The organism is Bacillus sp. FSL R5-0654 (assembly GCF_038008745.1).
Taxonomy (GTDB): domain Bacteria; phylum Bacillota; class Bacilli; order Bacillales; family Bacillaceae; genus Bacillus; species Bacillus safensis.
Genome location: NZ_JBBOZV010000001.1, coordinates 1,280,807 through 1,296,629, shown reverse-complemented (window position 1 = coordinate 1,296,629; position 15,823 = coordinate 1,280,807). Strand labels below are relative to the sequence as shown.

The window sequence follows — 15,823 nt, the reverse complement described above, 5'->3', positions numbered from 1 at the left end:
CTCAGTTTTGTACATGCTGTACCCAGTGATCTCGGTGTATGACCTCAGGCTTCTCTTTTGCAAGCTCGTCACTTCGCATTCCTTTAATGCCGAGAAGCTCATCGGAGGCGTACAAGGTTTGTCCTTTACCAACTAATCCGTTTGGACCGACGACTTCTACGACTTCTCCTTTAGAAAAGTCACCAGCGACATCAATGACTCCTGCCGGAAGAAGGCTTCTGCCATTATGCAAAATCGCCGCTTCCGCTCCTGCATCAATCATGATCTTCCCAGAGACCGGTGAGTGGAATTGAATCCATTGACGGCGGTTGTTCACAGCTGATAAATCCTGTTCACCGATATACGTTCCGTCGCCTTGACCCGCAAGAATACGAAGAAGCTTGTCTTCTCCAGTGCCTGTGCCAATGAAGACTTTCACGCCAAGTGAAAGTGCCGTTTGTGCAGCAGACAGCTTCGATTTCATTCCGCCTGTGCCAACCTTTGAACCGGTGCTCTTTGCATATGAAAACAATTCTTCTGAAATGTGGGTCAGGACATCAAATCGCTTCGCCTCAGGATGCTCATTTGGATTTGCATCATAAATGCCATTGATGTCTGTTAATATGATCAATTGGTCTGCATGGATTAATCCACTGACAAGAGCTGACAGCATGTCATTATCCCCAAAGGTAAGCTCCTCGATGGAGACTGAATCATTTTCGTTTATGATCGGCAAGATTTTTCTTTCAAGCAGCTCCATCATCGTTGCGTAAGCATTTCGATATCTTGTTCGATCTGAAAAGTCATTACGTGTTAAAAGCATTTGAGCAGGTGTCATATGAAACTGTGAAAAAAGCTCTGTATATTTCTGCATTAACAAACCCTGACCAACGGCAGCGGCTGCCTGTTTCCCCTTTAAGGTCACAGGTCTTGATGGATAGCCTAAACTGCCAAAGCCTGCTGCAACGGCTCCTGATGAAATTAAAATGATTTCATGACCTGCTTCTTTGAGCTTTGCTATGGCTCTTACATGATCCTGCATCTTTTGTTCATCAATGGCTCCTTTTTGCTCTGTTAATGAACTGCTGCCAATTTTTATGACGATCCTTTGCTTTTTCATCCTTGATTCCCTCCGCTATACCTTTAGGCACAAAAAAATCCCTATCTCTCCTTATGTAAAGGACGAAAAGGGATTTTCCGTGGTACCACCTTCATTGAATAAGCATGCGATCTGCTTATTCCACTCAACTCCTGTAACGCCAGGCACGCGCTTAGATTTTTCCTCTAAGGCTCAAAGGGCAGGTTCAGCAGCTGTCTGCGGCAAATGTTTCAGCACATCATTTGCTCTCTTTACGCATCAGTTCCTGCTTACTATTCCTTTTCAACGCTCGTTAATTTTTTTATATTATCACCAATTGCTAAAGAAAAGTCAAGCGGTCAATTAAAGACAATCGTTTTATTCTCATGAACAATAATGCGATCTTCAAGGTGCCATTTGACAGCACGTGCAAGCACACTGCGCTCAATTGTCCGGCCAATATTTTTTAGGGCTTCCGCATCATCCCGGTGATCGACCCGCTCAATATCCTGTTCAATGATCGGGCCTTCGTCTAAATCATTGGTGACATAATGAGAAGTCGCACCAATTAATTTGACTCCCCGCTCATATGCCCGCTTGTATGGGTTTGCACCAATAAACGCTGGCAGGAAGGAATGATGAATATTAATGATTTTGTTCGGATGCTCTTCAATGAATCCAGGCGTTAAAATTTGCATGTATCTAGCAAGCACAACCACATCAATGTCGTACTCTTCTAATAAGGCGAGCTGCTCTTTTTCAGCTTCTTTGCGAATGTCTTTGTTCGCCTTTACAAAATGGAATGGGATTCCAAGCGATTCTACTGTATCTTTTGCCGTTTCATGATTGCTGATCACAACTGCGATTTCAGCCATTAAATTTCCGCTTTGCCATTCCCACAGCAGCTCATGCAGACAATGAAGCTCTTTTGAGACAAAGATTGCCAGCTTTTTAAGCTCACTTGCACGCGACATGCTCCACGTCATTTGAAATGAGGCTGCGATTGGCTCAAAACTATTTTTCAATTGATCCATATTCGCCGAGATGTCTTTCCAATCAAATTCAATTCTTAAAAAGAACCGGCCGCTTTCATGATCGGTTGTGTATTGGCTCGATTCAATGATGTTCGCTCCGTGCTCAAATAAAAAGGAAGAAACAGCTGATACAATACCAGGCTGATCTGGGCAGCTGACAAGTAATCTGCCTTTTTGCTCGTGCTTTTGTCTGTGTAATTCAAGTTTCTCTGTAATCAATGTTCTCATGTATCATGACCTCATTTGCGTTTTCATTCTAATGAAATATTATACTGGACTGGAAAGAGAAAAAGCAATGAAGAGTCTATTTTTTATTGAATATTCATTCAATTCTGCACCTAGCGTGATATAATGTGAGTAGACCTTTTATCACAAAAGGAGTGATGGAGATGAAAAGCATGACTTTGTTTGGTAAAGTGAGCTTTTGGCTCGGCATCGTATGTCTGATCACAGGTATTTATCTTTTTATGGCCGGTGAGAGACTCATTCCTTTGCTCACATTTGGTGTCTGTTTTCTTCTAGTGAGTCAGCTTTACCGCAAAAATGAAAACGATTCCAATCATCATTCGATGTAACAAAAAAGGGCTAAAATGATTTTTATTTTAGCCCTTTTTCTTCTTTTTCAGCGTGATAGAAAACCACTTATTCAATGATTTTTAACCCGACCGCCGCAGATAAAATCAGTGCGATAAAGAATATACGTTTTGCGTCCTTCGACTCACCGTAAAACAGCATGCCGACAATGGCTCCTCCAGCAGCTCCAATGCCAGTCCAAATGGCGTATGCCGTTCCCATCGGAATTGTATTCATCGCAAGAGAGAGCATGAGAAAGGACAGCGAAAATCCAGCTGCAATGAATAAAATCCATTTGACATGCCGGTCTTTCTGGAATTGATTCATCATGGTGACACAAAGCATTTCTAAAATGCCTGCACCAATGAGTAAAAGCCAGCTCATGATTCAGTCTCTCCTTTCTTTTCACCTGTGGTTAGTTTAAGTCCTAATACACCGCTTAAAAGCACCATGATTAAAAGTAATTTCACTAGCTGTACCGGCTCCCCCAGTACCATACCTACTATGACAGTACCTGCTGTCCCAAGTCCGGTGAAAACGGCATAAAGTGTGCCAACTGGCAGTACAGTCGTGGCTTTCAGGAGTAAATAAAAGCTGACGACAATACAAACGATGGTTGCGGCCCATTCCAATAAAGAGTCAGCATATTTCAACCCCATCACCCAGCCGACTTCAAAGATCGCCGCAATCAAGACGTTTCCCCATTTCATCTAATCCCTTCCTTTCTGAACGATTCCAAGCAACAAAAAAAGCCCGGAAATCGATCGTTTGATCAAATCTCCCGGGCTTTTATCCCTCCGTGTCCATACGGTCAATTGTCTAGACCCTATGTGTTTTCTCTCGGTCCAGACTGCGCCACCCGCACGGAACCCTAGAAAACCATTTCTTAATAAGCAGATCTGACTTAAAGCAGATTCTGTGTGTCAAAATTGTATCACACCCCGAAATACCGGTCTACCGCTTAGCTTCCCACATGCAAATATACTTGTTCATTTTTCGAAAGAATTTTTATGGAACCGCCGTATACTAAGTGTTAGAAACAGGTCAACTGATAAAGAAGATTTGCGTGCTGTTTTCGCGTGCTGCGAACTGAAGGGAAATGAGCGTATATGACAATCCATTTATTTTTTATGACATTGACGATCAAGCGTAAATACAAGGACATGGAGACCGTACTTTACGAACAAGAAGTTGAAGCATTTTATGAAGAAATGAAACAGAAGCAGCTAAAATATATGAACTAAAACAGGAATGAGAAAAGGAGGAGATTGACATGTTTATGATGCTTGATTGTAAACAGGATCTATACCGCATTCCTTAAAGCAACGATACGTCAATGATCACATCGCTGATATAATGAAATCAGATTGATGCGATGAACGTTCAACTTTAGGATGATGTATTTACAGATCATCCGTCGTACCCCAAACAATGCTGAAAAACATTTTATAGAAAATCAAGAGGTGGCTTCATATGATGATGACCGATGAACAAAAACATGAATTTTATCAAGCACTTGTTGACAAGAATCCGCAATATGACGGCACATTCTTTGCCTGTATTAAGACAACCGGTATCTTCTGTCATGCCACATGTACGGCCAGAAAGCCAAAATTTGAAAACTGTGAGTTTTTCTTTACAGCGGAGGAAGCACTGCTGGCAGGGTATCGCCCGTGCAAGCGCTGCACACCATTAACATACCCTAACAGCATTCCTGAAGAAGTCAAAACACTCGTTTCAGCAGTAGAAAAAAATCCTGAAAAACGCTGGAAGGAAGAGGACTTCCGCCAATTAGGGATTCACTCTGCCACAGCTCGAAGAAAGTTTAAAGACATTTACGGCATGACCTTTGTTCAATATGCAAGATCACGCCGAATGGGGCTTGCCTTTAAAGAAATTTTGAACGGAAAAAAAGTAATCGATCAGCAGGTCACTTTCGGCTATGAATCTTCAAGTGCCTTCAATGATGCATTTACGAAAATTATGGGAAATCCCCCTAAAAAAGCGCAGATTCACATTCTCTATGCTAATTTTATTTCCACACCGATCGGGCGCATGATGAGTGTGACAGATGCCACACATGTGTATTTACTGGAGTTTATGGACAGGCGGGGACTCGAAAAAGAAATTGAAACATTAAGAAAGAAGCTTCATGCCCGCATTTTAGTTGGAGAAACAAACGTCCATCAGCAATTAGCAAAGGAATTGGCCTTATATTTTGAGAAAAAGCTGACCAAGTTTACTGTACCGCTTTCTTTACATGGCACCCCTTTTCAAATGAAGGTGTGGGACCAGCTCTCACGCATTCCAGCAGGCGAAACGAGATCCTATCGAGATTTAGCCACGAAACTGGGCGATCCGCATTTGGTTCGTGCCGTTGGTAATGCAAATGGTGCCAATCAATTGGCGATTATCATTCCCTGCCACCGCGTGATTCAAACAAGTGGTGAGCTTGGAGGCTACGGCGGAGGGATTGAACGGAAGAAATATTTACTTCAGTTAGAACAGCGTGCATAAAAAAAAAACGGCTCTGCTTATTCGGTAAGCGAGCCGTTTTCTCCGTTACGGGTGATGCTGTATACATCAATGATTTGGTCCCATTTTGAAATGGTTTTTTCTTTTTTCATGCCCATTTTTAAAGCGACCTTCACCGACGCTTCATTCTCAGGACGAATTAGGCTGACCATCCGTCTGACCTTCATTTCTTCAAATCCATAGGTAAGGCAGCCTTTTGCAGCCTCAGCAGCATAGCCATTCCCCCACGCCGCTTTCTTTAGCATATAGCCAATCTCAAGCTCGGTTTGTCCTTCAATGTTTTGCAGGACAATGCCGCTTTGTCCAAGTCGTTCATTTGTTTCTTTATCTTCAATGATCCATAGCGAGGTGTGGTACATGCGGTCATTTTTTTGATTCCATGCAATCCACTCTTTTGTCTGCTGTTCATCCTTCAAAGAAGGATAATACTTCATCACTTCTTCATCCTGAAACAGCTCGTCATATAAAAATGACGCATCATGTTCATTCATCGTTCTCAGTTTCAGGCGCTCTGTTTCAAATACTGTTCTTGTTTGAACTGTCATTGATGATCCCCCCTTTTTTACTTGCTAAAAATATCTCCGAACAATCCATTTGAATCTGGGGCAAAGTAATGGAAGCCCGCACCGGTTAAACTTGCAGCCAGCGCTGTCCACATCATTAAACTGACGGTCATCCACACCGCGACTTGCTTTCTTTTCGTTCCAAAGCTCATGCACATCAAGGCCGCTAAGTGACTGCCGATGATAAAAGGTCCTATGAGCGCTAACCCAGGCAGACCGTATCGTTCCCAAATTTTTCTCGCGCGCAGCTGCTTTTTCTCTCCTTTTTCATCACCTTTTTCCTCTTTTCTTTTTAACCACCATGCTTTAAACCGGTCCACGAACACAATAAGAAGCAAGACTGTCAAAAAGTTGCCGATGAATCCAATCACAGCTGTTGTCACAGGATGCAGCCCACTTAAGATTGCGAATGGAACGACACCAATCACTTCAAAAAAAGGCAAGGCAGCCAATACAAAAACGAGTACATATCCCCATACAATATCCAAAAACAGAACCCCTTTTCATTTTTGTCCTCTCCCCATTGTAATGAAAAAGACAATTCCATTTCTACATTTTTTTAGAAAAAGAAAAGCACATCGGATAGGATGTGCTCAGTTTACATTCGTATTTTCATTTTTCTTATTTGTCCGGCGCAGTACAATGAATATAAGCCCTATTAAAATCACAATAGATAGCAGACTTTGCAGCAAAATCACACTTGGTGACGTCCAGCCAATCCATTCGAAGATAAGCTGCGGTCCGAAAAAGATGAGTGGAATCAATGAAACGACATTCGCCTTTAAGATTGCATTTAATACAACGATACATAGCAGCATGAGCAAAATGACGCCCCACCTCTGGCCAGAAGTAAGGACAAGTAGTGGTGTGCCGACTTTTTGATCCAATAGTTTGATTGTCACCATCGCTGTCAGCTGAAAGATTCCTAACATCCAAAAGTAGAGAAATACCCGGCTGCTTGTTTGAAAGGCGGACGCTCTAAACATCACAATGATCATGATGACATTGGCCACTAAAACGAGCGGATATCCAATCAAAGCAAACCAAGAATAGGATAAGTTTTGGCTGATTGCATCTGCTAAAATCATGTAAAAAAGCGATCCAATTAAGAAAGCACTGACAAACGGCACCCAGTCTTTATGGTTTCCTGACAGCTCTTTTGCCAGTTCATCAGCATAGCTCCGCGGATCTCCGCCGAACACATCCTCACCTGTTTTGCCGTCTTTTTCAGCCTCAACCGCATGTGCTGTCAGTTCGTCCATCAGCTCATCGATTTCATCCTGATTTTTTCCCTTTGATATGAGATAAAGTTGCAGCTCTAGTAGAATGTGTCTTGTTTCTTTTGATACCATAATCTCACTTCCCTTTTTGTAATAAGCGGTTTACATTTTTTGAAAGCTCATTCCAGCGGTCAATAAACTCTGTGAGCGCTTGTTCTCCCGCTTGTGTGAGCGTATAGTATTTCCTTTTCGGGCCGGTCGCTGACGCTTTTGTGACGGTGGTCACCAGCTGTTCCTTTTGCATACGCAGCAAAATCGGATAGATACTGCCTTCACTTATTTGATCAAACCCATAATGCGCGAGCTTCTTCGTCATTTCATACCCATAAATTTCGCCCTCAGAAATAATCGACAGCAGGCAGCCTTCTAAAATTCCTTTTAGCATTTGTGTGGATGTTGTCATGATTGTTCCTCCGATTCCAGTACCTTGCATCACAAGATAGCTTTATCTTACCATACACTATCTTGCCATGCAAGATACTGGCACAGAAAAAAATCACCGCTTAAAGGGTGATTTTTACGCCCAAGGTTTATCTGTCCCAAGTGCGTCAGCAAGCGCCTTACTATGTTTTCGGCGGCTTTTTCTTTCCTCTGCCCGCTGCTTCGCTGTTTGATGAAGCATGATCTCTTCTTCTGTTTCCGGCATCACCTGCGGGACTCGTTTAGGCTTTCCGTTTTCATCTAATGAGACAAATGTCAGAAATGAAGTCGCTGCGAGTCTGCGCTCTCCAGACATCAAGTTTTCTTTAATGACTTTGACGAACACTTCCATAGAAGACGTACCCACCCATGTGACATAGGATTCCAAGCATACTGACTCCTTTTGTCCAATCGGCTCTAAAAAGTCAACAGAATCCATTGAAGCTGTGACCGTTTCACTGCGGCTGTGTCTTGCTGCCGAGATGGAGGCAATGTCATCTATATAACTCATTAATTTCCCGCCAAATAACGTTTGGTGGTTATTCGTATCGAGAGGGAATACCCTGCTGGTTTTAACAACTTTCGATTCCTTGCAGTATTTGAAATTTTCTTCACTCATCATCATAGCTCCTTCTTGCTGTTTTCGTGGATGCGGAACGACTTTTATTAAACACTATTCTTTTAGGTTTGTCTAAACTTTTTGCTTTAGTCTTATGTGAGAGATTTTCTTTCGGAAATGTTTCAACCATGGCTAGAAGAAGGAATAATAGAACTATGAATGAACAAGGAGGCCATTTAATGGATTCTATGAGAGCAGAGCAATTATACAAAATGCCGCAATGCATGAGTGAATACGACGATTTAGAAGAAGTTCTTTTATGCAGTCCTATTTATATGGAAATCAAACAAATTATTAACGAAACCCAGAAACATTTTGCGAAAGAAAATATTTCTCAAATGAAAGCAGTCGCTCAGCATAAGCAATTGATCCAAACCCTTAAAGATCATCAAGTACGGCCCATCCTGCTCCCGCCGAATGAACGCTTCCCTGAGCAAGTCTTCACTCGGGATATTGGGTTTACGATTGGACATACACTGTTTGTTTCAAGTATGGCCGCTCCGGTTCGGCAAGGGGAAGAACAATACCTAAAAGAATGGGCACAGGCAAAAGGGTGGTCAGCTGTCACTTTGACAGACGGAACGATTGAAGGCGGCGATGTGCTTGTGGATCAGAACCATGTGTTTGTTGGCACGAGCAAAAGAACTAGTCCAGCCGCTATCTACCAGCTCAAAAAGGAACTGCCGGATCACGACATCATTCCGATTCACCTTCCTCCTCACATTTTGCATCTTGATTGTGTGATGAATATTCTGTCTCATGACGAGATCATCATTTATCCTGAAGCGTTCAAGCAAAAGGATCTCCAGCTGCTCAAAACGTATTATGATTTAATTGAAATCAGCGAACAAGAGCAATTCACACTTGGACCAAATGTTTTATCCATTGGGCAGAAAAAAGTGATCAGCTTGCCCAGCAACCAAGAAACAAATGCTGCGTTAACCGCTCACGGATACACCGTTATTGAAGTGGACTTTTCTGAAATTATTAAATCTGGCGGCTCTTTCAGATGCTGCACATTGCCTATTCGGCGTTCATCTATTAAAAAAGCCAGCATGTAGAACAGCTTGTCTACTTGCTGGCTTTTGTCTAGCTTGTCCTATTTTCTATTATATAAATGACAGGCGACTTCATGTCCTTCTTCCACCGCTTGTAATGCCGGCTTTTTTTCAGCACACACATCCATCGCGGCAGGGCATCTTGTTCGAAATACACAGCCGCTTGGCGGGTTCACTGGACTTGGAATTTCTCCTTTTAAAATAAACCTTTTGCGTTTGTCCTCTACGTCAGGATCTGGAATGGGGATTGCAGACAGCAAGGCTTGTGTATATGGGTGAAGCGGTGTTTGATATAATGCATCACTCGTCGTCAATTCGACGAGATGACCTAAATACATGACACCGATCCGGTCGCTAATATATTTCACCATTGACAAGTCATGTGCAATAAAGAGAAAAGTTAATCCTTCCTCTTTTTGCAATTTTTTCAGCAGATTCACGACCTGCGCTTGAACGGAGACGTCTAGTGCAGAAATCGGCTCATCTGCCACAATAAATTTTGGCGCTAAGGCAAGTGCTCTTGCAATGCCGATTCTCTGCCTCTGTCCTCCGCTAAATTCGTGCGGATAGCGGGTGGCAAAATCATAGCTTAATCCTACCGCTTCGAGCAGTTCTTTCACGCGGGCAATCCTTTTCTTTTGACTGCCATAAAGCTGATGAATCTCCATTGGCTCCAGCATAATATCTTTTACTGACAGTCTTGGATTTAACGAAGAATACGGGTCTTGAAAGACCATTTGCATTTGCCGGTTGAAATCAAATGATTCTTTTTTAGAAAGGTGGTGAAGACTTTTCCCTTCATATAAGGCTTCACCATCTGTTGGTTCATAAAGACGCATGAGCACTTTTCCAAGTGTGGATTTGCCGCAGCCAGACTCACCAACGAGACCAAAGGTTTCACCTTGTTTCAGCTGAAAAGAGACACCATCCAGCGCTTTTAAGGTTCTCCCTTTCGAAAGGTGAAAATGTTTTTTAAGGTTGTTTACTTGTAAAAGTGGTTCAACTGTCATGTATCGCTCCTCCTCTCACTTGGTAAATACCGCCTTGCACCTGCCCATTCCTTTTCATATGAAGTGCCAGAAAGGGAAAGAAGCTCAATTTGTCTGCCGGTTTTAGGCGAATGAAGCATCATCCCGTCCCCAGCGTAGATTCCTACATGGCGGACCGCTCCCTTTCCGTTTTCATTTGCAAAAAACAGCAAGTCGCCTTGTTCTAAATGGTTTGATGTAACCGGCGTTCCTTGAACTGCTTGGTCACTTGCGTCTCTCGGCAAAAGATATCCGCAAGCTTTGTACATGCTGTAAGCAAAGCCTGAACAATCATAGCCAAAGCTGCTCATGCCTCCCCATAAATAAGAAAGGCCAATAAATTGTTTTCCTGCGTCTACGACATCTTTGCCGGTCATAGAGAAAGCTTGCGATACTGGGCGTACATCCGCTTTGTTGATTTCTCTTATTCCTAATGGGGTGACAACATGAAATTGATCATCTGTTTCTTTGGCGGCTGCCAGCTCTGTTAAAAAGCTAATCTCCATATCAGGTTCCCCGTTTTGATAGAGTGTGGCTTTTTTCTGACAAACGATAAGAGATGCAGCTGACGCACTTCCCTCTGTTACTTGTTTTAATTGCTCAGCAGGCATATAGCCTGGATAGCCTTGCGGATGTTTCCGGCTGGCCTGCTGCGGAATGACGACTTTCATCCAGCCATCTGTCTCTTCTAATCCAATCACTCGTCCGCCGAGCAGTACTTGAGATTGAATCAAATTTTCTTCACATAAAGCCAGCTTTTCTTCATATGTTTGCTGGTCAATCCATTCTTTGATGTTGATGGAGTCCTGAAGTACCTTTCGATCGATTTCTCGGGGAGACTGCGGCGCTGTCCAAACGTTAGCGACTGGAACCTTTGATTCGTATATCATCATGAGACTCCTTTCACCCCTTGAATGCCTAACCCATGATGCAGCGGTAAAAATATATCTTTTCCTTTGTACACGATTCCTCCGTCTATCATGTCCTCTTTCAGCATAAGCGGGGCATCAAAATCGCAGCGGGTGATATTCGGCTGGCTTGCGGCGAAATGTGCCGCTGCTGTAATGCCAAGCTTTGATTCAATCATACTGCCAACCATGCACTGAACACCGTATGCTTCGGCAAGGGCATTGATTTTTAATGCTTCTTTTATGCCGCCTGATTTCATTAATTTTAAATTGATCAGATCACAGCTTCTCATTTCAAGCACCTTGATTGCATCATGAAAACTGAAAATGCTTTCGTCTGCCATGATCAATGTTTCAGTTGCTTCCGTCACACGACGCAGGCCTTCGATATCTTCTTTCGGCACTGGCTGTTCTACTAATTCAATATTCAGCGCTTCCATTTTTCGAATAGCTGTGATCGCTTCCTTCCATGTCCAGCCCTGATTGGCGTCGAGCCTGATCTGAATGTCTGGCCCGACTTTTTCTCGAATCCGCTTGATCCGCTGTATATCAGTGTGTATATCATCTTTTCCTACTTTGATCTTTAACGTCTGAAAGCCTTCAGCTGAGTATTGCTTCGCATCTTCTGCCATCTCAAGCGGCCGGTTTACACTGACCGTATAGTCGGTTTCGAGCTGATGACGATATCCGCCAAGGTATTGATAAAGCGGAAGTCCTGCCTGCTTTGCTAAGCCATCATAAATGGCCATATCGATTGCAGCTTTTGCGCTTGTGTTGCTTGCGAGCACGCGGTTCATAGCAGAAAAGATTTGTTCATACTCTGCCAAGGAAGCCCCGAGCAAAATGGGTCTGATCACTTCACAGATGGCATAGTCGATGCTTTCCAGCGTTTCTCCTGTAATCACCGATGTGGGAACTGCCTCTCCGTAGCTGACATCACCTTGATCATATGTGATGATAACGATCAGAGATGCTGCGTCATACACCGTTCTTAAAGCGGTTTTGAAAGGCTTTTTTAGCGGTACACTTGTTCTGCATGTACGAACATCGACAATTTTCATTTAATCGCCTCTTTCGCTGCAACGCCTGGAGAAATGTGCAGTTTTTTCCCTGCGGCATCTAGTGCAGCCTGCACGCCCATCGGAAAGGCAAAGTTCGGTGATGAATGACCGATCCGAAAGCCGCCGAGTGCGGGTTTCTTTTGCGGCACAATATAGGTTTCCCACAGCTGTTCCAAGGTTAAGGACTGGTCTTTCTTTTTTGGTTCACATTGATGAAAATCTCCAATGATGAATCCGGCCGCATCATCCAATTTTCCAGCAGAGGTGAGGTGCTGCATCATGCGATCGATTTTATAAGGCTCTTCGTCAATATCTTCAATGAACAACAGCTTTCCCTTCGTATCAATTTCAAAAGGTGTACCAAGTGTTGTCACGATGAGAGCAAGATTCCCTCCTATAATGTCACCTGAAACGGTGCCGGGGTAGAAAGTATGAAGAGGTGACAAGTGATGCGTATACGTAAAGGCCTTCGGCGTGAACAGCTGCAAAAAGGTATCCTTCGTATACGGATGGACCTCTTCAAGCCCCACATCAGAGGAAAGCATTGGACCATGAAAGGTCACAAGACCGGTCTGCTGCTGGATGGCCGTATGTAAAAACGTAATGTCACTATAACCCCAAAAGATTTTTGGATTCCGGCGAATGAGGTCATAATCAATGGCTTCCGCAAGTCTTCCAGTTCCGTACCCTCCGCAGGCACAAATAACTGCTTTGACTTCTGGATCTTGAAACATGCCATGAAGATCTTCCACTCTTTCATGATCACGCCCTGCTAAATACCCGTACCGGGAATCGAGATACTTCCCTTTTTTCACCTTCAGCCCAAGGCTCTCTAAAAAGGCAATCCCTTTTGCTAATTTCAATTCATCAGGCGGGCTTGCTGGTGCGATAATCCCCACCGTATCCCCTGTTTGAAGCGCCGCTGGCAGCTGGTTCATGCCAATCCCCTCTTTCTCTTTATTTCTTACAATCTATGGGCATTTTCTCCATAACATGAACAAATAAAGGAACAGACGCTTTTGTTCAAAGCGTCCGTGTTCCTCATTCCCTTCAATTACTCTCCATCTACTTGCGCCCATTTCAAATCGATATACCCAACAGGGTGGCGGACAATTCCCTTCACGCCCTCTTTTTGCAAATGAACTTGGTTATAAAAATGAATTGGAATGATTGGTGCTTCTTCAATGAGAAGTGCCTCTGCATCATGAAGGATGCTGTTTCTTTTTTGTTCATCTGCTTCCTTTCTCGCCTTTTTCATCAGCTGATCATAGGTGTCGTTTGACCATCCAGTCCGGTTCATCGCATTCCCTGTTTGAAAGCTCTCTAGGAAATTAATCGGATCTGCATAGTCTGCTAAAAATGAACTTTGCGAGAATTGGAATTTCAGTGCCTTTTGATCTTCTGCAAATACATTGGCTTCCATGTTTGCAAGCTTCACGTCCACACCCAGCGCTTCTTTTAGTTGCTGCTGGATGGCTTCAGCTTTTTTCTTGTTCTCAGGCTTTGTGCTATATGTTAATGTGACGGGCGGCAGCTTTGAATAGTTCTCTTCTTTCAGCCCTTTTTCTAATAGTTTTGCAGCTTCACTCGTATCTTGTTTGACAAGATCACCGCCAGCTTCTCTGAAATCCTCACCCTTTGAATCTAAAATCCCCGGTGAAACGAAGGCGCGGGCTGGCTTCTCTTTATTTTTCGTGACATAATCCACGATATCTTGCGGATTGATCGCCATTTGAAAGGCTTTGCGAATGTTCTTATTTTGAAAAGGTTCCATGTTCACATTCAGACGATAAAAGAACAGTCCAGCCTGATCTTCAATTTGTACATCTTTATTTTTCAGCAAATTTTCACTTTGTTCTGCTGGGACGAAGGCAGTATCTAAATCTCCCGATTGATACATTTGATAATCAGTGTTTCGATCGCTGATCATCAGCCACTTTACCTGATCCAGCTTGACTGATTTTTTGTCCCAATACGTCTCACTTTTTTCCATAGTGAAGCTCTCATCATGCTTCCATTCTGTCAGCTGAAACGGTCCATTCCCAACAAAGGTTTTGGCATCCTTTGCCCAGTTTGGATCCTTCTCTGCTACCTTCTCATTGACAGGGAAAAAGGCAGGGTTTGCGGTCATATTTAAGAACGATTTCTGCGGGTATGCCAGTGTGACCTTTAGCGTTTTGTCATTTTCAGCACTGACTTTTACATCCTCTTTCTTTCCTTTTCCGCTGTTAAATGCCTCTCCGCCTTCAATCATGTAAGCTAAGAACGATGCAGAGGAGCCTGTTTTCGGATCAAGCAGACGCTTCCACGCATATTCAAAGTCACTCGCTTTCACTGGATCACCATTCGACCACTTGATGCCGTCTCTTAAATGAAATGTGTACGTTTTTCCATCCTCTGAAATTTCCCATTTTTCCGCCATTGCAGGAGATGGTTCGTGCTTTTCATTCAGCCTCGTTAATCCCTCCATTAAGTTATTCAGTCCTTGCCACGATACATTATTAAAACCAATCGGCGGGTCAAATGACGTCGGTTCGTTTTCGTTATTTAAGGTTAATACTTTCTTTTCATTCTTGTTGCTTGATGATCCTTTACCTGCTTGCTCATTGGCTGTACATCCTGCGAGCAGCATGATGATGAACAAACAAACACTAATGATCCACCCTTTTTTTCTCATGAAAAACTCCCCCTTTGTGTTGAAGATAACATCGCTTGGTTCGCTCGCTCATCCTGGAGCCAGCAATGCACTGTATGAGTAGGTGACCGCTGCGTTTCGTGCGGCATGATATGATCACACACTTTCATGGCAGCCGGGCAGCGATCGGTATACGGACAGCCCTTTGGCGGTGCAAATAAATCAGGCGGGCTTCCTTCAATCGGAATCAGTTCATCTTTCATATCAAGTCTTGGAACGGATTGCAGGAGTCCTTTTGTATAAGGATGCTGCGGACTGTAAAAAATATCTTGCCTTGTTCCGGTTTCAACCATTTTCCCTCCGTACATGACTGCTACCCGGTCGGCAACTTGGGCTACGACCCCTAAGTCGTGTGTGATTAATATAATGGTAACCCCTGTTTTCCTCTGAATCTCTTTAAACAGTTCTAAAATTTGTGCCTGTATGGTCACATCCAGCGCGGTCGTCGGTTCATCTGCGATCAGCACCTTTGGCTCACAAATCAGTGCCATGGCAATCATGAGCCGCTGCCTCATTCCCCCGCTGAATTGGTGCGGGTATTGCTTTAATCTCTCCTTCGGCTGCGGAATACCAACCAAATCAAGCATCTTTATGGCGGCTTCTTTCACTTCTTTTTTCGTCAGCTTTTGATGCTCCTTCGCCGCCTCCATCAGCTGATCCCCTATTGTCAAGGTAGGGTTCAGTGCCGTCATCGGATCTTGGAAGATCATCGAAATATCGACACCTCGTATGGCGCGCATTTCTTTTTCAGATAATGACAGCAAGTTGCGGTCTTGAAACCAGATTTCTCCCTGATCGACATGCGCGCTGTATGCAGGCAGAAGCCTCATAATGCTTTGTGATGTCACACTTTTCCCGCAGCCTGATTCTCCCACAATGGCTAAGGTTTCTTTTTCATATACATCGACATTCACTCCGCGTACTGCTTGAACTGAACCGCCGTATGTCCGAAAGCTGACGTGCAGATCGATGATTTGTAGAACTTTTTTCAA

At 43.5% G+C, this 15,823-nt stretch carries 19 protein-coding genes, 1 riboswitch and 1 other annotated feature; of the genes, 4 read left to right on the top strand and 15 right to left on the bottom strand.

Translation table 11 applies throughout. From position 1 onward, the window contains the following. Window position 1: 1 nt before the first annotated feature. Complete coding sequence (proB, locus tag NSS76_RS06420; RefSeq protein WP_024424639.1) at window positions 2-1,099, bottom strand: glutamate 5-kinase; 1,098 nt, start codon at window positions 1,097-1,099, stop codon at window positions 2-4. Between the two features lie 55 nt (window positions 1,100-1,154). Further along, window positions 1,155-1,373 (bottom strand) — a binding site (T-box leader). A 43-nt stretch (window positions 1,374-1,416) separates the two neighbouring features. After that, the gene (gene purU, locus NSS76_RS06415; RefSeq protein WP_024424638.1) at window positions 1,417-2,319 is read right to left on the bottom strand and encodes a formyltetrahydrofolate deformylase; all 903 of its coding nucleotides are present in this window, start codon (window positions 2,317-2,319) and stop codon (window positions 1,417-1,419) included. Between the two features lie 161 nt (window positions 2,320-2,480). On the opposite strand from purU, the gene NSS76_RS06410 reads away from it, so the two are divergent. Continuing rightward, window positions 2,481-2,666: a hypothetical protein gene (locus NSS76_RS06410; protein WP_024424637.1), complete on the top strand. Its 186-nt coding sequence runs from the start codon at window positions 2,481-2,483 to the stop codon at window positions 2,664-2,666. Between the two features lie 67 nt (window positions 2,667-2,733). On the opposite strand, the gene NSS76_RS06405 is transcribed toward NSS76_RS06410, so the two are convergent. Both NSS76_RS06405 and NSS76_RS06400 read right to left on the bottom strand, forming a co-directional pair. Then, complete coding sequence (locus NSS76_RS06405; RefSeq protein WP_024424636.1) at window positions 2,734-3,048, bottom strand: DMT family transporter; 315 nt, start codon at window positions 3,046-3,048, stop codon at window positions 2,734-2,736. Further along, window positions 3,045-3,374 (bottom strand): DMT family transporter, encoded by a 330-nt coding sequence (locus tag NSS76_RS06400; RefSeq protein WP_025092310.1) that lies wholly within the window; start codon window positions 3,372-3,374, stop codon window positions 3,045-3,047. Before NSS76_RS06400 ends, NSS76_RS06405 begins: the two co-directional genes overlap by 4 nt. Window positions 3,375-3,440: 66 nt before the next feature. Beyond that, a riboswitch (guanidine-I (ykkC/yxkD leader) is annotated at window positions 3,441-3,550 on the bottom strand. A gap of 223 nt (window positions 3,551-3,773) precedes the next feature. Between NSS76_RS06400 and NSS76_RS06395 the strand changes: the two genes are divergently transcribed. Together NSS76_RS06395 and NSS76_RS06390 are read left to right on the top strand one after the other, a co-directional pair. Continuing rightward, a complete protein-coding gene (locus NSS76_RS06395; protein ID WP_073204910.1) occupies window positions 3,774-3,908 on the top strand; it encodes a YrzI family small protein in 135 nt (44 codons plus the stop codon). A gap of 229 nt (window positions 3,909-4,137) precedes the next feature. Beyond that, window positions 4,138-5,181: a bifunctional transcriptional activator/DNA repair enzyme AdaA gene (locus tag NSS76_RS06390; RefSeq protein ID WP_341081358.1), complete on the top strand. Its 1,044-nt coding sequence runs from the start codon at window positions 4,138-4,140 to the stop codon at window positions 5,179-5,181. 17 nt (window positions 5,182-5,198) lie between these two features. Here the strand turns inward: NSS76_RS06390 and NSS76_RS06385 are convergent, their stop codons facing one another. The 5 genes from NSS76_RS06385 to NSS76_RS06365 form a co-directional block, all read right to left on the bottom strand. Next, window positions 5,199-5,744, bottom strand: a complete 546-nt coding sequence (locus NSS76_RS06385) for a GNAT family N-acetyltransferase (protein WP_024424633.1) — start codon at window positions 5,742-5,744, stop codon at window positions 5,199-5,201. Between the two features lie 17 nt (window positions 5,745-5,761). Continuing rightward, window positions 5,762-6,250 (bottom strand): small multi-drug export protein, encoded by a 489-nt coding sequence (locus tag NSS76_RS06380; protein WP_025092307.1) that lies wholly within the window; start codon window positions 6,248-6,250, stop codon window positions 5,762-5,764. A 105-nt stretch (window positions 6,251-6,355) separates the two neighbouring features. Next, the gene (locus tag NSS76_RS06375) at window positions 6,356-7,114 is read right to left on the bottom strand and encodes an HAAS domain-containing protein (protein ID WP_341081356.1); all 759 of its coding nucleotides are present in this window, start codon (window positions 7,112-7,114) and stop codon (window positions 6,356-6,358) included. A gap of 4 nt (window positions 7,115-7,118) precedes the next feature. Further along, window positions 7,119-7,445, bottom strand: coding sequence for a PadR family transcriptional regulator (locus NSS76_RS06370; RefSeq protein WP_024424630.1), 327 nt, complete (start codon window positions 7,443-7,445; stop codon window positions 7,119-7,121). Window positions 7,446-7,559: 114 nt separating this feature from the next. Further along, window positions 7,560-8,081, bottom strand: a complete 522-nt coding sequence (locus NSS76_RS06365) for an acyl-CoA thioesterase (RefSeq protein WP_008346212.1) — start codon at window positions 8,079-8,081, stop codon at window positions 7,560-7,562. Window positions 8,082-8,260: 179 nt separating this feature from the next. On the opposite strand from NSS76_RS06365, the gene NSS76_RS06360 reads away from it, so the two are divergent. Further along, a complete protein-coding gene (locus tag NSS76_RS06360; RefSeq protein WP_151039375.1) occupies window positions 8,261-9,142 on the top strand; it encodes a dimethylarginine dimethylaminohydrolase family protein in 882 nt (293 codons plus the stop codon). 38 nt (window positions 9,143-9,180) lie between these two features. On the opposite strand, the gene NSS76_RS06355 is transcribed toward NSS76_RS06360, so the two are convergent. The 6 genes from NSS76_RS06355 to NSS76_RS06330 form a co-directional block, all read right to left on the bottom strand. Beyond that, the gene (locus NSS76_RS06355) at window positions 9,181-10,149 is read right to left on the bottom strand and encodes an ABC transporter ATP-binding protein (RefSeq protein WP_024426800.1); all 969 of its coding nucleotides are present in this window, start codon (window positions 10,147-10,149) and stop codon (window positions 9,181-9,183) included. Then, window positions 10,146-11,057 carry a C40 family peptidase gene (locus NSS76_RS06350; RefSeq protein WP_151039373.1) on the bottom strand — a complete coding sequence of 304 codons (912 nt, stop codon included), beginning with the start codon at window positions 11,055-11,057 and terminating at the stop codon, window positions 10,146-10,148. Before NSS76_RS06350 ends, NSS76_RS06355 begins: the two co-directional genes overlap by 4 nt. Next, window positions 11,057-12,136, bottom strand: a complete 1,080-nt coding sequence (locus NSS76_RS06345) for a mandelate racemase/muconate lactonizing enzyme family protein (protein ID WP_213404919.1) — start codon at window positions 12,134-12,136, stop codon at window positions 11,057-11,059. The genes NSS76_RS06350 and NSS76_RS06345 overlap by 1 nt, the downstream gene beginning before the upstream one ends. Beyond that, window positions 12,133-13,074, bottom strand: a complete 942-nt coding sequence (locus tag NSS76_RS06340) for a S66 peptidase family protein (protein WP_025092301.1) — start codon at window positions 13,072-13,074, stop codon at window positions 12,133-12,135. The genes NSS76_RS06345 and NSS76_RS06340 overlap by 4 nt, the downstream gene beginning before the upstream one ends. Before the next feature lie 116 nt (window positions 13,075-13,190). Continuing rightward, the gene (locus NSS76_RS06335; RefSeq protein ID WP_172880119.1) at window positions 13,191-14,813 is read right to left on the bottom strand and encodes a peptide ABC transporter substrate-binding protein; all 1,623 of its coding nucleotides are present in this window, start codon (window positions 14,811-14,813) and stop codon (window positions 13,191-13,193) included. After that, entirely contained in the window at window positions 14,810-15,823 is a 1,014-nt protein-coding gene (locus NSS76_RS06330; RefSeq protein ID WP_120207199.1) for an ABC transporter ATP-binding protein, read from the bottom strand. Before NSS76_RS06330 ends, NSS76_RS06335 begins: the two co-directional genes overlap by 4 nt.